Source organism: Paenibacillus sp. FSL M7-1455, from assembly GCF_038004655.1.
GTDB lineage: Bacteria > Bacillota > Bacilli > Paenibacillales > Paenibacillaceae > Paenibacillus_AQ > Paenibacillus_AQ cookii.
The window spans coordinates 2,754,288-2,770,275 of record NZ_JBBORO010000001.1; the positions used below are offsets into that span (position 1 = coordinate 2,754,288).

General features: G+C 54.8%; 11 protein-coding genes and 1 pseudogene. All 12 read left to right on the plus strand.

The window, feature by feature from the left end:
- Window positions 1-132 precede the first annotated feature (132 nt).
- On the plus strand, window positions 133-1,860 hold the full coding sequence (locus NYE48_RS12650) for an extracellular solute-binding protein (protein ID WP_036713756.1): 1,728 nt from the start codon (window positions 133-135) through the stop codon (window positions 1,858-1,860).
- 111 nt (window positions 1,861-1,971) lie between these two features.
- Complete coding sequence (locus NYE48_RS12655; RefSeq protein WP_212951018.1) at window positions 1,972-2,862, plus strand: ABC transporter permease; 891 nt, start codon at window positions 1,972-1,974, stop codon at window positions 2,860-2,862.
- A gap of 15 nt (window positions 2,863-2,877) precedes the next feature.
- Complete coding sequence (locus NYE48_RS12660; RefSeq protein WP_212951020.1) at window positions 2,878-3,765, plus strand: carbohydrate ABC transporter permease; 888 nt, start codon at window positions 2,878-2,880, stop codon at window positions 3,763-3,765.
- A gap of 30 nt (window positions 3,766-3,795) precedes the next feature.
- Entirely contained in the window at window positions 3,796-5,073 is a 1,278-nt protein-coding gene (locus tag NYE48_RS12665; RefSeq protein WP_340998952.1) for a Gfo/Idh/MocA family protein, read from the plus strand.
- A gap of 346 nt (window positions 5,074-5,419) precedes the next feature.
- Window positions 5,420-5,833 carry a YciI family protein gene (locus tag NYE48_RS12670; RefSeq protein WP_036713735.1) on the plus strand — a complete coding sequence of 138 codons (414 nt, stop codon included), beginning with the start codon at window positions 5,420-5,422 and terminating at the stop codon, window positions 5,831-5,833.
- A complete protein-coding gene (locus tag NYE48_RS12675) occupies window positions 5,830-7,083 on the plus strand; it encodes an RNA polymerase sigma factor (protein ID WP_340998953.1) in 1,254 nt (417 codons plus the stop codon). Before NYE48_RS12670 ends, NYE48_RS12675 begins: the two co-directional genes overlap by 4 nt.
- A 123-nt stretch (window positions 7,084-7,206) precedes the next feature.
- Window positions 7,207-7,623 carry a YciI family protein gene (locus NYE48_RS12680; RefSeq protein ID WP_340998954.1) on the plus strand — a complete coding sequence of 139 codons (417 nt, stop codon included), beginning with the start codon at window positions 7,207-7,209 and terminating at the stop codon, window positions 7,621-7,623.
- Between the two features lie 87 nt (window positions 7,624-7,710).
- The gene (locus tag NYE48_RS12685; RefSeq protein WP_340998955.1) at window positions 7,711-8,052 is read left to right on the plus strand and encodes a DUF1801 domain-containing protein; all 342 of its coding nucleotides are present in this window, start codon (window positions 7,711-7,713) and stop codon (window positions 8,050-8,052) included.
- Window positions 8,053-8,567: 515 nt separating this feature from the next.
- Window positions 8,568-10,481 (plus strand): threonine--tRNA ligase, encoded by a 1,914-nt coding sequence (gene thrS / locus NYE48_RS12690; protein WP_340998956.1) that lies wholly within the window; start codon window positions 8,568-8,570, stop codon window positions 10,479-10,481.
- A 186-nt stretch (window positions 10,482-10,667) separates the two neighbouring features.
- Entirely contained in the window at window positions 10,668-13,487 is a 2,820-nt protein-coding gene (locus NYE48_RS12695) for a BclA C-terminal domain-containing protein (protein WP_340998957.1), read from the plus strand.
- A 119-nt stretch (window positions 13,488-13,606) separates the two neighbouring features.
- Window positions 13,607-14,071, plus strand: coding sequence for a DUF1259 domain-containing protein (locus NYE48_RS12700; protein ID WP_340998958.1), 465 nt, complete (start codon window positions 13,607-13,609; stop codon window positions 14,069-14,071).
- Between the two features lie 25 nt (window positions 14,072-14,096).
- Window positions 14,097-15,802, plus strand: a pseudogene (locus NYE48_RS12705) (alpha-keto acid decarboxylase family protein).
- Window positions 15,803-15,988: the final 186 nt, after the last annotated feature.

A 15,988-nucleotide genomic window follows, 5' to 3' on the forward strand; every position in this document is an offset into this window, starting at 1 on the left:
TTTTAAAAAGGTAAATAAAGTGAAAGGGAAGTAAAAAACTCAAAATTGATAGCGTTTTCTTCTGAAATTTATAATTAAACACATAAAGCACTTGCAAATCGCAGCATAAACAAAGGGGGAAACGCGTTGAACATGAAAAAAATCAATCCATGGAAAATGATTTTGCTCGTCACGATGTCGCTTTCGTTATTTACGGCATGCTCCAGCCAAGGCAAAGATACGGCAGGCCCGGCTGCAGACCCGTCCTCCAAGGAAGAAAAAAAGAGCACGGACGCGCCGCCGGAGCCGCTCGGGAAATATCCCGAAACCGTCACGGTGACGGAAGTGCTCGGCTACAACCCTCCGGAAGACCCGCGGACGCCGAAAGGCATCACGCCGGACCAAAACGCTTACCTCAAAGATTTGAAAGACATGCTGAACATCGAAGTCAAATACAAGTGGACCGTTCCGTCCAGCCAATTCGAGCAAAAGTTCTCGCTGGCGATGGCTTCGGCCGACCTGCCGGACATCATGGAGCTTGACCAGAAAAACTTCGAGAAGCTGAAAAAGCAGGGCATGCTGGCCGATTTGACCGAAGCTTATAACGATTACGCTTCTCCGGAGCTGAAGAAATACATGGAATCCGACGGCGGTTTTGCCATGAAGACGTTCACCGAGGACGGCAAGCTGCTCGCGATCCCGGCTTTCGAAGACCCGTTCCTGTCGACGCAGCTGCTCTGGCTCCGCAAAGACTGGCTCGAAAACTTGAAGCTGGAGCCGCCGAAAACGATGGACGAACTGGATAAGGTAGCCCAAGCCTTCGTGAAAAACGATCCGGACCAAAACGGCCAAAACGACACGTACGGCGTATCCCTGCAAAAGAACCTGTTTTTCTGGGCTTACGACCTTAGAGGATTTTTTAACGGCTTCGGAGCTTATCCTTCGATCGGCGACAATCAGTCCGCCTGGATCAAGGACAGCAGCGGCAAGCTGATTCCGGGCCTCATTCAGCCGGAAGTGAAAACCGCGCTGGGCAAGCTTCAATCCTGGTACAAGGACGGCATTTTGGACAAAGAATTTGCGTTAAAGGACGAAAACAAGGCCGTCGAAGACATCACGGCAGGCAAAGTCGGCATCGTGTACGGCGAATGGTGGTATCCGAACTATCCGCTGAACCTGAACGTCGACAAAGACCCGAAAGCGGAATGGATCGCGATTCAAATTCCGGGTCTCGACGGTCCCGGCAAATCGCTGGTGCCTAAAATCCGCAGCGGCAAAGTTTATGCCGTAAACAAAAAAATGAAAAATCCGGAAGCCGCCATCAAAATGATCAACTTCTACATCGAAAAAGGCAAAAAGAAATACATGGAGCAAAACAAAGCGGAAAACGGATACGTATACAACTGGTTTAATCCGCGGATTTACAACCCGGCCCAAATCGAGACGATCTATACGGAAGTCAACAAGGCGCTGGATGCGAAGCAGACGGAAATTACGCTGGACGATGAAAACTACAAAAACGTTGCCGACGTCTTTAAGGCAACCCAGGATTATCTGGCAGGCAACACGGCGAATGCCTCCAAAGGCGTCAACTGGGGCCAATACTTCAGCCGCGCGGCAAAAGACGGAGGCTGGGGCATGACCCGGCAGATCAAGGAAAGCGGAGCTTTCGTGAACAACGAATTCTTCGGCCTGCCGACGGAAACGCAAGTCGAAAAAGGCGCCCAGCTCGACAAGCTGATGCAGGAATCTTTCACGAAAATCATTATGGGCGGTTCCCTGGACGAATTCGACAAGTTCGTTCAAAGCTGGAAGTCCCTTGGCGGAGACCAAATCACCCAAGAGGTGAACGACTGGTACAGCAAACAGGCTGCGAAATAATCGCTTGCGCGGATGCTGCGACAATCCAGAATGATGTGATGAAACGGGAGGAGGAGCCTGATGGATGCCGGCGATTCCTCCCGTTTACGATTTGAACGGGGAGGTCCATCTGTGAGAACGCTAAAAAAGGAATATTTGCTTCATATCATGCTGCTGCCCGGCGTGATCGTCACGCTCATTTATGCTTACGGGCCCATGGCCGGGCTGGTGATGGCATTCCAGCAATTCGAGCCGCTTTCCGGCTTTTTCCATTCGAAGTTCGTCGGGTTCGACAACTTCAAATACGTTTTTAATATGCCGGATTTCAAGCAGGTGCTGTGGAATACGGTATTGATCGCCGTCATTAAAATGGTGTTGTTTCTGCTCGTCCCTCTGATTTTGGCGCTGCTGCTTAATGAAGTCACCAAGCGCTGGTTTTCCCGGTTCATCCAATCGGCCGTGTTCCTGCCGTTTTTCCTGTCCTGGACCGTGCTTGGCGGCGTCATCATCGAGCTGTTTTCGCTGAGCGGCCCGGTCAACGGGCTGCTGGCGGCGATGGGACTCAAGCCGATCATGTTCATGCTGGATAACGAGTGGTTCCGCGGCATCGTGATCGGGTCCGACGTCTGGAAAGGGATGGGGTATAACATGATCGTTATGCTGGCCGCGATTACCGGCATCAACGCGACCCTTTACGAAGCCGCTGAAGTGGACGGTGCGGGACGATGGAAGCAAATGATCCACATTACGCTTCCGGGCATGGCGCCGATCCTCATTTTGCTCGGAGTGCTCAGCCTTGGCGGCATTTTGAATGCCGGCTTCGAACAAATCCTGATCATGTATAACCCGACCGTTTACGAAGGGGCGGATATCATCGATACGTTCGTTTACAGGCTGGGGATGTTCAGCCAGCAGTTCGGACCGGCCGCCGCCGTCGGATTGTTCAAATCCGTCATTTCCCTGGTTTTGGTGTCCGTGACCTATTACGCGGCTTACAAATACAACAATTATCGGATCTTTTAAACGGGAGGCAGAGAGATGCATAAACCTACGATCAGCAGAAGGATTTTCGTCATATTCAATACGGTGCTGCTAACGGCGATCACGCTTCTCGGCATTATTCCGTTTATTCACCTCCTCTCGGTGTCCCTCAGCTCCAATACGGCGGCCATGGCGGGCGAAGTCAAGCTTTGGCCGGTCGGCTTCAACTTCGATGCTTACCGTTACCTCGGGGAAAAAGTCGAGTTTTTCCGTTCGCTGGGCGTATCCGTCGAGCGGGTGGTGCTGGGGACGGCCGTCAACATGTTTTTATGCTTCGTGACGGCGTACCCGCTGTCGAAATCGGTGGACCAGTTCAAATTCCGGACGGTATACGTGTGGTTTTTCGCGATCACGATGTTTTTTGGCGGCGGGCTGATCCCGACGTATATCATCGTCAAAAATACGGGATTGATCGACTCCATCTGGGCCTTGATTTTGCCGGGAGCGCTTAACGTGTGGAACATGGTGCTGATGCTGAACTTCTTCCGCACCATTCCGCGCGAGCTGGACGAAGCCGCGACGATCGACGGCGCGGGGCACTGGAGAATTTTGTGGCGGATTTATTTGCCGGTGTCCTTGCCGTCCATCGCGACCATCGGGTTGTTCACGATCGTGGGGCATTGGAATTCTTGGTTTGACGGCATTTTATACTTGAACTCGCCGGAGAAATATCCGCTGCAAACCTATTTGTCCACGCTCATCATGTCGATCAATTCCCAGATGACTTCGGTATCGATCGAGCAGATCAAAGCGATGGAGAACCTGAGCGAAAAAACGCTGCAGACGGCGCAAATTTTCATGGGGGCGCTGCCGATCATGGTCGTATATCCGTTTTTGCAGAAATATTTTGTTAAAGGCATGACCGTCGGAAGCGTCAAAGAATAAGCGAATTTGGCTAAGGAGCGGAGTTATCGGATGAAAAAGGTTAGAGTTGCATTAATCGGGGCGGGCCTTCGCGGCATCAACTACATGGACTATGCGCTGCAGCATCCTGCCGAGCTGGAGGTCGTTGCGGTCGCGGAACCGGTCCGTCAGCGGAGGGAAAACTTCAAAGAAAGGCATGGTCTGGCGGAGGAGATGTGCTTCGAGCATTGGGACGATTTGCTCGCGAAACCGAAGCTCGCGGATGCGGTGCTGATCTGCACCCAGGACAAACAGCATTTCGAGCCGACGATGAAGGCGCTGCAGGCGGGATACCACGTGTTATTGGAAAAGCCGATGTCGCCTGATCCGGAAGAATGCATTCGGATGGGCGAAATGGCTTCCGAGGCCGGACTCGTGTTTTCGATTTGCCACGTCCTGCGGTACACGCCGTTTTTCAGCACGCTCAAAGAGCTCCTCGATAAAGGCGCGATCGGCAGGTTGATGTCGATTCAGCACAATGAAAACGTGGGGTATTGGCATCAGGCGCATAGTTTCGTGCGGGGCAATTGGCGGCGGAAGGACGAGTCCAGCCCGATGATTTTGGCCAAATCCTGCCACGATCTGGACATTTTGCTGTGGCTTGCGGGTTCGGATTGCGTCAAGGTTTCTTCCTTCGGTTCGCTGAGCCATTTCACGGCTTCGGAAGCGCCGGAGGGGGCTCCGCTGCGATGCCTGGACGGATGTCCGGTTGCGGATGAGTGCCTGTATTATGCGCCCAATATCTATTTGACGGAGGACACGAATTGGCCGACGTCGGCGATCAGCGACGATATGAGCTACGCCGCCCGCTACAAAGCGTTGGAGGAAGGGCCGTATGGCAGATGCGTGTACCACTGCGACAACGACGTCGTCGATCATCAGGTCGTGAATTTGGAGTTTGCGAGCGGGGTGACGGCCGCTTTTACGATGAGCGCGTTCACGAGAGATATCAGCCGCACGATCAAGCTGATGGGGACGACAGGCGAAATCCGCGGAGCGATGGAGAAAAACGAAATCGAAATCATCCATTTCGGCAGCGGGAAGGTCGAACGCATCTCCTTTGAAGACATGGGCGGCCACGTCGGACATGGCGGCGGCGATCTGCGCCTCGTGAAGGATTTTCTGAAGCTCGTGCGCACAAACGGCGCAAGCCAAGGCTTGACGTCGGCCGATGCCTCGGTTCAAAGCCATTTGATGGCATTCGCCGCGGAACGATCCCGGGTCGAAGGGACGATCATCGGTCTGCAGGAGTTTAAGGAAAGGTACCGCGCAAAAGAAGAAGCGAATTGAAAATTTTAGATCGAAACCTGCCGAGCATGAAGCGTTCGGCAGGTTTTTTTGCATTGGCCTGGACGTCCGTGTCAAAGGAAGAAGGGACTTTACGTCAAATGACCTTCATCGGGATATCCGGAACTTTTTAGGAACAGATGGCAGAGGGAGATGCAGGAAACAGTCCTATTTGCTCGAAATAAATAAAACGCTTTGAAAACTGAAGCGTCCAATGATTTTTTTGAAAAAAATCGTTTGATGCGTCGATTTGCACGTCTTTCATTCGTTGTCCTTATAGAGGGCCGCCCCAAGCGGATGGAATGAAACGGTAATCGGCCCGCTTATCACATACCCGGGAGGAAAAAACATGCGTTTTATGATGATCGTCAAAGGAACAACGGATTCGGAAGCGGGCGTCAAGCCAAGCCAGGAGCTGCTCGATGCCATGCTGAGGTACAACGAGGAGCTGGCGAAAGCGGGGGTGCTTCTTGCGGCGGACGGGCTGCAGCCTAGTTCGAGCGGCATTCGGATTTCGTATCCGGAGCCGGGAGGCAAACCGAAGGTAGTGGACGGCCCGTTCACGGAAGCCAAGGAAATCATCGCCGGCTTTACGCTGATCGAAGTGAAGTCGCGGGAGGAAGCGATCGAGTGGGCGTTGCGCATGCCCGATCCGCATGGAGGCGGACAAGGAGAGATTGAACTTAGGCAAATCTTTGATCCGGAAGAATTGTCTTCGGATGAAAATACGCAAGAAAAAATAAAGGGGCAATTTAGACTGTGAGCTTTTCTGACGCGGGGCGTACGATCAACGCCATTTGGCGGATCGAATCACCCAAACTAATCGCCGGTTTAACGCGTATGGTACGCGATGTAGGGTTGGCGGAAGATTTGGCCCAGGATGCGCTCGTGATCGCGCTTGAGCGGTGGCCGGAAACGGGCATCCCCGACAATCCGGGAGCGTGGCTCATGACGACGGCCAAACGGCGCGCGATCGACCTGCTGCGAAGAAACAAGCTTCGAGACCAAAAATACGAAGAGTTAACCCGCAGCGCCGAATGGTATACGGAAGAGGACATGGATCGTCAGCTGGACGGGGAGATCGGGGACGATCTCCTGCGCCTCATCTTCATGACATGCCATCCGGTATTGTCCCAGGATGCACGGGTGGCGCTTACGCTCCGGCTGTTGTGCGGCCTGACGACGGACGAAATCGCCCGCGCCTTTCTGGTTGCCGAAGCAACGATCGCGCAGCGGATCGTTCGGGCGAAACGGACCCTCAGCGCCAAAAAGGTCCCGTTCGAGGTACCCGTCGGCGCAGAGCTGAAGGAGCGCCTCGGCACGGTGCTTGAGGTCGTGTATTTAATGTTTAACGAAGGTTATTCGGCAACCGCGGGCGAACATTGGGTCCGTCCCCTTCTTTGCCAGGAAGCATTAAGGCTCGGCCGCGTCCTGGCGGAGATTGCGCCGGATGAACCCGAAGTGCACGGGCTCGCGGCGCTGATGGAAATTCAGGCCTCCCGGCTGAAAACGCGGGTGGGAGCGGACGGGGAGCCGATCCTGCTCATGGATCAAAACCGGGCCCAATGGGATCGACTGCTGATCCGCCGCGGACTGGCCGCCCTCAATCGCTGCCGGCAGCTGGGAAAGCCGCTCGGCCCTTATGCGCTTCAGGCGGCCATTGCGGCTTGCCACGCACAGGCCGTGACGCCTGCGGACACGGATTGGGTCCGAATTTCCGCATTGTATGAAGCTTTGTCGCGCGTTCTGCCCTCGCCCATCGTGGAATTGAACCGGGCGGTGGCGGTCGCGATGGCCTTTGGGCCGCTATACGGGCTTCAGATCGTCGATGCGATCACGGAAGAGGGGGCCCTTCCGGAATATCATCTTTTGCCCAGCGTTCGCGGCGATCTGTTGTTCAAATTGGACCGCTTTGAGGAAGCGCGGCTAGAATTCGAGCGGGCTGCAGCTTTGGCGAAGAACAGCCGCGAGCGGGATCTTTTGCTCGCCCGGGCATCCGAATGCATCCATTGAAAATCTTTTTTTAATTTTTCGATCCGTCCGTCGATTAGCCGCTTTCTCGTTCGTCGCTTAAGTAAAGGCAGAGACAAAGGCAGGAAGTCGCCAAATCCAACCTCTGCTTGAAGGAGCGAACCGATGAGATATGTATTGATATTCAAATCGACGGCATTTTCGGAAGCGGGCGTGAAATGCGATCCGCATTTTGCGGCCCGGCGGGAAGCATATGCCAAATCCTTGGCCAATGCAGGCATGCTGCTTGCCGACGAGTCGCTGCTTCCAAGCTCCGGCGGGTTTCGGATCACGTTATCGCCGGACGGCGAAGCAACATGCACAGCTGCGGGTCCGTTTTCCGCGGAGAGCGGGCTGATGGAAAGCTTCATCTTGCTCGAAGCCCATTCCATCGAGGAGGCCTTGGAGTGGGCGAAAAAGGCTCCCGTTCCAAAAGGCCGGGGCGAAGCGGAGATTGAGCTGCGTCAGCTGTCGGATCAGGAAGAAACCTATCATGATCCTAACATCATGGCGATGGAAACAAACTTGAGGGAGCACATTTAAAATCCCCGGGCTTATGTAACCATCCTAATTCAGTGCACGAACAGGGTCCGAACGGACTTACATTCCCAAAGCAAAGGAGAAGATGATATGAGCCAGGAAGTATCGGATTTTATTGATGCCATCAAGGAACCGTGGCAAAAGGAATTGGCAGCCGGGCTGCGCGAGGTTGTTCGTCAGGCCATTCCGGACGTGCAGGAGCGGATCCAATACAAAAAGCCCCATTTTTTGAAAAACGGGAAATATGCGGCGGTCATTTCGACTTCGAAGGATGCCGTCAGTTTTACGATTTTTAATGCGACTGAACTTGACCTTCCGGAAGGCGTTTTTGACGGTCCGCCGGAACGGAAAACGATGAAGCTCCGCCAAGGCCAAGGCTTTAATCCGGAACAGCTGCAAGCCTGGGTAGGCCAAGCTTCCTCGGCTTTGTAAAGCGCTACTCGGCAGGCTGTCCCGACATATGACACATAGATGACATGAACAACGCATCGCAGATGGACTGCGGTGCTTTTCATTGGGGAGCAACGAAAAACAAGGGCTTGACATTTATTTTGGTCTGTGATTTGATTATAGCCATAATTCAACATTTGGCTTTGATCAAAGACATGACTTCCTGCACGAGCTGCCCAGAGAGAGAGGTTCCGGCTGAAAGCTTCTCCTGAAAACGGCATGAAGTTACCCCTTTGTAGCTGTGGCGTTGAACCCGCTTTTGCATCACGGAGCGGCAGTAAGCGGCACCGCCTGATCCCCGTTAACGGATTCCAATGAGAACCTGCAATTTCAACTTTGGCCTGCGGCCGAGGCTGGTTGACGGCAGGTTGAATTAGGGTGGAACCACGAGATGAACGCACTCGTCCCTTGAGGATGAGATGCGTTTTTTTGCGTTCATAAATGGAGTTTTGAAGTCACCAAACGTAAACCAATTCAAAGGAATGGAGGTCAGAACAATGGAGATTCAAGTAACGCTGCCAGACGGTTCGATAAGGAGGTATCCGCAAGGCACCACGGTGGAACAAATCGCCGGATCGATCAGCATCGGGCTAAAGAAAAACGCGATCGCAGGCAAAATCGACGGCAAGCCCGTCGACCTGAGCCATGCGCTCGAAGCGGACGGACGGGTGGAAATCGTCACCCTGGACAGTCGGGACGGGCTTGAGATCTACCGTCACAGCACGGCGCATCTGATGGCGCAGGCGATCAAACGGCTGTATGGCGAAAAGGCGGTCAAACTCGGCATCGGTCCGGTCATCGAAGACGGATTCTACTACGACATCGATATCGAGAAGCCTTTAACGCCGGATGACCTGGCCGCGATCGAAAAGGAAATGGAGAACATTGCCCGGGAAAATCTGCCGATCGTCCGCCGGGAGGTTAGCCGGGAGGAAGCCGTCGGAATCTTTGAAAAACTCGAAGATCCGCTGAAGCTGGAGCTGATCCGCGATCTGCCGGAAGAGGCCGTTATCTCCATTTACGAGCAGGGGGAATTTTTCGACTTGTGCCGCGGGCCCCATCTTCCTTCCACGGGGCGTATCAAGGCATTCAAGCTGCTGAACGTATCGGGCGCCTACTGGCGCGGAAATTCCGACAACAAGATGCTGCAGCGCATATACGGAACGGCATTTCCGAAGCAATCACAGTTGGAAGAGCATCTTCATTTTCTTGAGGAGGCTAAAAAACGCGATCACCGCAAGCTGGGCAAGCAGCTGGAGCTGTTCATGTTTTCGGAGGAAGCGCCGGGCATGCCGTTTTTCCTGCCGAAAGGGATGGCGATCCGCACGGAGCTTGAAAACTTCGCAAGGGAAATGCAGGGGAAAAGGGGCTACGACGAAGTCCGGACGCCGCTTATGATGAACCAGCGGGTGTGGGAACAATCGGGACACTGGGATCATTACAAAGACAACATGTACTTCACGAACGTCGACGACACGAAATATGCGCTGAAGCCGATGAACTGCCCGGGACATATGCTGATTTTCAAAAACAAGCTCCGTTCCTACCGCGATCTGCCGCTGCGCATTTCGGAGTTCGGCCAGGTGCACCGGCATGAATTCTCGGGAGCGCTCAACGGCATGCTGCGGGTACGGACGTTTTGCCAGGACGACGCGCATCTGTTCGTGCTCCCGAGCCAGATCGAAGAAGAAATCGGCAGCATCATCGAACTGATCGACAACATGTATCAAGTGTTCGGCTTTGAATACAAAATCGAGCTGTCGACGCGTCCGGAAGACTCGATGGGTTCGGATGAGCTCTGGGAAGAAGCGGAGCGGGCGCTGCAAAACGTGTTGGACCGCCGCGGCATCGATTACCGCATCAATGAGGGGGACGGCGCGTTTTACGGGCCGAAAATCGATTTTCACATTTTGGACGCGCTCAAGCGGAGCTGGCAGTGCGGCACGATTCAGCTGGATTTCCAAATGCCCCGAAAATACGATCTCGCTTACATCGGCGAAGACGGCGAGAAACATTGCCCGGTCGTCATTCACCGTGCGGTGTACGGCTCGATCGACCGGTTCATGGGCATGCTGACGGAGCATTATGCCGGAGCCTTCCCGTTGTGGTTGTCCTCCGTTCACGCGAAGCTGCTGCCCGTGTCGGAGAACTACGCCGATTACGCTTTTGCGGTCAAAAAATCGCTTGAAGAGGCCGGTATTCGGGTCGAAATCGATATCCGGAACGAAAAGTTGGGGTACAAAATCCGGGAAGCCGAAATGATGAAGGTCCCTTACATGCTCGTTCTCGGCGAAAACGAAAAAAATTCCGGCGGCGTGTCCGTGCGGAAAAGGGAAGCAGGCGACCTGGGAGCAAAAAGCATCCCGGAGATCATCTCTATTATTAATGAAGAAATCGCTGCAAAAAAATAAAGATTTCACAGCTCCTTCACGTCATGTGGGGGAGCGTTTTTTTTTGGTTGTGCCGGGAAAAAGGAGAGTCACCCTTTCTGGGCAAACGGCATAGGGTGGAGTAACGTTTGGTTATAAACGCCTCGAAATACCCTGCATGGAACGTACAAGCCATTGGAGCATCGATCGTAAGGGGGATGAATGAGTATGAATGAAAATGAAGGGTTCGGCGTCATTCCGATTACCCGGCAGCAGACCGAAAAGCTCATCGGTCTCTTGCTGCGCCTGCTTCAAACGGTCCCTCCTGCGCTGCTCAGGCAAAATCCGGTATCGGTTGCGGCTTTGAAGGACGTGCTAAAGCTTCTTCAAATCTTTGTTACGGATTCCGACTTTCCCGTCAGAGACAAAGCCCGCCTGCAATCGACGCTTGAGCTGGCGGTTACGATGTGTGAGGCGGTGCCGGTCTCAGGAGCAGGGATTCTGATTAACCTCCAGGAGAATCTGGATGACCTTTTATCCACGATCCTGCTGCTTCATGTCTCGCGGAATATCAAAGATACGTTGGTCGATCTGATCAGGAAAATCCAGCGTTCGATATCCGACGTTCTGTCCTCGGTCGCGCTTGGAGGCACCGGAACGCCAGGGGGAATCGGCGTATCTGGTCCGCCCGGGCCACCGGGTCCTCCTGGCCCACCCGGGCCGGCAGGCGATCCCGGCCAAGTTGGTGCGACCGGCCCGACGGGGCCGACAGGAGCGGGGTTCAACGGGATTCTGCCGTTTGGTCCTGAACAGAGCCGGTTTTATCCGCAGGGACAAATCGTTACTTTTCATGGAAATACGTATATCGCTAACGTGGCATCGCCGGCAGGCATACCGGGAAGTTCGCCCGATTATACGCTTCTGGCTGCAGCGGGCGCGACGGGTGAAGCAGGAGCCACGGGACCTACGGGAGCGGCCGGCGTTGTCGGCCCGACAGGCGCTATGGGAGAGCCGGGAGTTACAGGAGCCACGGGAGCAACAGGAGCTACAGGTGCAACGGGCGAGACAGGTGCAACAGGAGCAACAGGAGCTACAGGAGCGACAGGCGACACAGGTGCCACTGGTGCGACAGGTGATACAGGAGCAACCGGGCCAACGGGAGCAACGGGCGAGACAGGCGCAACAGGGGCAACAGGAGCGACGGGCGCAATGGGCGCAACGGGAGCGACGGGAGCTACTGGCGAGACAGGAGCAACAGGTGCAACCGGAGCTACAGGAGCAACAGGAGCCACGGGAGCGACGGGAGCGACGGGTGCGACGGGCGAGACAGGTGCCACCGGAGCGATAGGTGATACAGGAGCAACCGGGCCAACAGGTGCTACAGGAGCGACGGGTGCAACGGGCGAGACAGGAGCAACCGGGCCAACAGGTGCTACAGGAGCGACGGGTGCAACGGGCGAGACAGGCGCAACCGGGCCAACCGGAGCAACGGGAGCGACGGGTGCAACGGGCGAGACAGGAGCCACCGGAGCGATAGGTGATACAGGAGCAACCGGGCCAACAGGTGCTACAGGAGCGACGGGTGCAACGGGCGAGACAGGCGCAACCGGGCCAACCGGAGCAACGGGAGCAACAGGAGCCACAGGTGCAACGGGAGCAACAGGAGCCACAGGTGCAACGGGAGCAACGGGAGCGACGGGAGCAACGGGCGAGACAGGAGCCACAGGCGCAACAGGAGCGACAGGCGACACAGGTGCAACGGGTACGACGGGAGCGACAGGTGCTACAGGTGCCACCGGAGCAACAGGAGCCACGGGAGCAACAGGAGCAACAGGAGCAACAGGAGCCACAGGCGCTACAGGAGCAACAGGTGCGACGGGCGAGACAGGCGCAACCGGGCCAACGGGTGCAACGGGCGAGACAGGCGCAACAGGAGCAACGGGAGCTACAGGAGCGACAGGCGCAACTGGGCCAACGGGTGCAACCGGAGCGACAGGCGCAACCGGGCCAACAGGTGCTACAGGAGCGACGGGTCCAACGGGCGAGACAGGCGCAACCGGGCCAACCGGAGCTACAGGAGCAACAGGAGCCACAGGTGCAACGGGAGCAACGGGAGCGACGGGAGCAACGGGCGAGACAGGAGCCACAGGCGCAACAGGAGCAACAGGAGCCACAGGCGCTACAGGAGCAACAGGTGCGACGGGCGAGACAGGCGCAACCGGGCCAACGGGTGCTACCGGAGCGACGGGCGACACAGGTGCAACCGGGCCAACAGGTGCTACAGGAGCGACGGGAGCAACGGGCGAGACAGGCGCAACAGGTGCAACGGGAGCAACGGGAGCTACAGGAGCGACAGGCGACACAGGTGCCACTGGTGCGACAGGTGATACAGGAGCAACCGGGCCAACGGGTGCAACGGGCGAGACAGGCGCAACAGGGGCAACAGGAGCGACGGGCGCAATGGGCGCAACGGGAGCGACGGGAGCTACTGGCGAGACAGGAGCAACAGGAGCCACGGGAGCAACAGGTGCGACGGGCGCGACAGGAGCGACAGGCGACACAGGTGCAACGGGTACGACGGGAGCAACAGGAGCCACGGGAGCAACAGGAGCCACAGGCGCTACGGGAGCAACAGGGACCAGCGTGACCGAAAATCATGCATTTGCGGCCAATACATCCGGCACCGTCATCGCTGTAGTTTTAGGCGGAACAAACGTATCGTTCCCAAACGCGCAGGATATCGGACCAGGCATCACGATAAATGCGGCCAATAATACATTTACCGTCGCCAATGCAGGAAACTATTATATTTCATATTCGGTCAACTTGAACGTTTCTTTGCTGGTCAGTTCCCGCATACTAATCAACGGAAGCGCCGCACCGGCCTCAACGATATCGCCCGCAGTCGGCACGACTTCCTTCCAAACAAACGTGATTACGCCTGTTCCTGCAGGGGCAACCATAAGCATTCAGCTGTTCGGCGTGCTTGCAACCGCAACGCTTACGACCACCACGCCGACCAATGTTACGATCATACGATTAAGTTGACCCTCCCTGAGGGAATCAGGCAAAAAGAAAAAAATCCTTATTGCCAAAAGCAATAGGGATTTTTTGCGCTTTTTCGTAAAACAATAAGCTAAAATCCCAAACTTGGAGGAATGGACAAGATGAAAAAAATCTTTGGGTTCATGGCTGCTGCATTTTTGCTGCTCGTCCCGTCGGGCACCGTCTTGGGGGCTGAAGCGCCAAATTGCCAAGTATTCGACAAAGTTTTTAACACGGAATTGAAGCATGAAAACGGCTTGTGCAAATTAGGGATTCACCGCAAAAGTATCAAGGTTTCAAACTTGGGAGTGCCGTTATCTCCGGAAGAAATCGAACTTTCATTCGGCGCGAATTTTGAAAAGGTAGGCGATAAAACGGCGGTGATCGGGGAGTTTGCGCTTCTCGGCAACGAGGTGAATCCCGTCATCGATGCGCTTCGCAAAGGGAACATCAACATATCCGCCCTACATAACCACCTCATCGGCGAAGAGCCGCGTATCCTGTTTCTGCACTTCCAAGCGCTGGGGGATGCCGAATCGCTGGCCAGGACGGTGAAAGAAGCGATTAACGCGGCTGCCGGACACTAAAAAAGGAAGGAGCCTAAAATCGCCGATGGCACAACAAGAGCTTAACAACCAAAATCTAGAACCAATGCGGCCGAAAACGTTGGGTGAATATCTTTTGGACTGTTTGAAACAGGAGGGACTGACCGACATTTTCGGCGTGCCCGGAGACTATAATTTCTCTCTGCTGGAGCGATCGAACGGTACGCCGGACTGCGATTCATTAACGGACGAAATGAGCTGAACTCCGGATACGCGGCGGATGCTTATGCGAGAATCAGAGGATTGTCCGCGCTCGTCACCACGTTTGGCGTCGGCGAAATGAGCGCCTGCAACGCCGTTGCCGGCGCCTGCAGCGAGCATGTGCCCGTGATCCATATCGTCGGCTCGCCGCCGGATGCGGCACAGAAGCAGCACAAGCTGATGCATCATACGTTAATGGACGGCAATTATGACGTATTCCGCAAGATGTATGAACAAATCACGGCCTATACGGCCGTACTGACGCCCGAAAATGCCATGCTGGAAATCCCGAATGCCATCCGGATCGCCAAGGAAAAAAAGCAACCGGTGTATCTCGTCGTTGCCGACGATTTGGTCGCCAAGCCGGTGGTTATGCGCCAAGAAGCCAGCCCGGCGTCAACCAATTCGAGTCCCGAAGCGCTGCAGACCGCCGTCGAACACATCACCAGGATGTTGATGCAGGCGCAAAACGCAATCCTTTTAGTGGACGTCAAAACGATGAGGTTCCATTGGGAGCCATACGTACGCAAACTTGCGGAATCGCTGAATTTGCCGGTAGTTTCCACGTTGTACGGCAAAAGCGCGTTCGACGAATCGCATCCGCTTTTTATGGGCATGTATGGAGGAGCCTTCGGCCGTCAGGACGTCCGCAGCCTTGTGGAAAGCGCGGATTGCGTCATCGCAGCCGGCTTTGTGGAGGCGGACGGCAATACCGCGAATTTTACGGCCAAACTGGACCCGCTCCGGCTTATAGACATTCAACCCTCGAAGGTTAAAGCGGGTCTGGCGGAATATCCCAACGTGAAGGCGGAGGATCTGTTGCTCGCTTTGCAAAACATCGGGTGGAAACAGCCGGGAACGCCAACCAAAGGGCCCGGACCGTACGACGCCGTTACAGGCAATCCGGATGATTCGCTTCAGGCGGCTTCCTACTATCCCCGGTTTCAACGGATGCTCAAAGAAGGGGATATCGTGATTGCGGAAACGGGAACATTTTATTACGGCATGAGTCAGGTTTCGCTCCCGGTCAACACGCTGTTTATCGGCCAGGGAGCATGGCAATCGATCGGTTACGCCACGCCTGCAGCCTATGGAGCATGCATTGCGGCCCCTTCGCGCAGGGTCCTGCTTTTCACGGGCGACGGCTCCTTGCAGCTCACGGCCCAGGAAATCAGTTCCATGCTGTACTACGGCTGCAAGCCGATCATTTTCGTGCTGAACAACGACGGATATACCATCGAAAAATATTTGAACGCAAAGACCGAAAACCAAACCTATAACAACATCCCGAGCTGGTCCTATACGAAGCTTGCGGAAGCCTTCGGCGGGGAAGCTTATGCCGTAACGGTTCGGACCAATCAAGAGCTGGATGACGCGATCTCCCGCGCGGAAAAGGAATGCGCCGGCAAAATGTGCATCATCGAGCTGATGGCAGGCGACCCGATGGATGCTCCGGATTACATGCACAACATGCGCGACGATTTGGAGCAGCAGGAAAAACTGAAAAAATAATTCACTTATATAGAATGAATTAAAGTTTTTACTTGTCATTCCTTGATCCACAGGGACTATCCGTTTCAAAGATGTGACTTACTTTAATTCAAATCTATATATAGAATGAATAAAAGAAATGAAGGTTATAGGGCCGCATCGGTTCTTTGAACAGGAAGGTTCAATGCAAACTTTAGTTTAATCTAT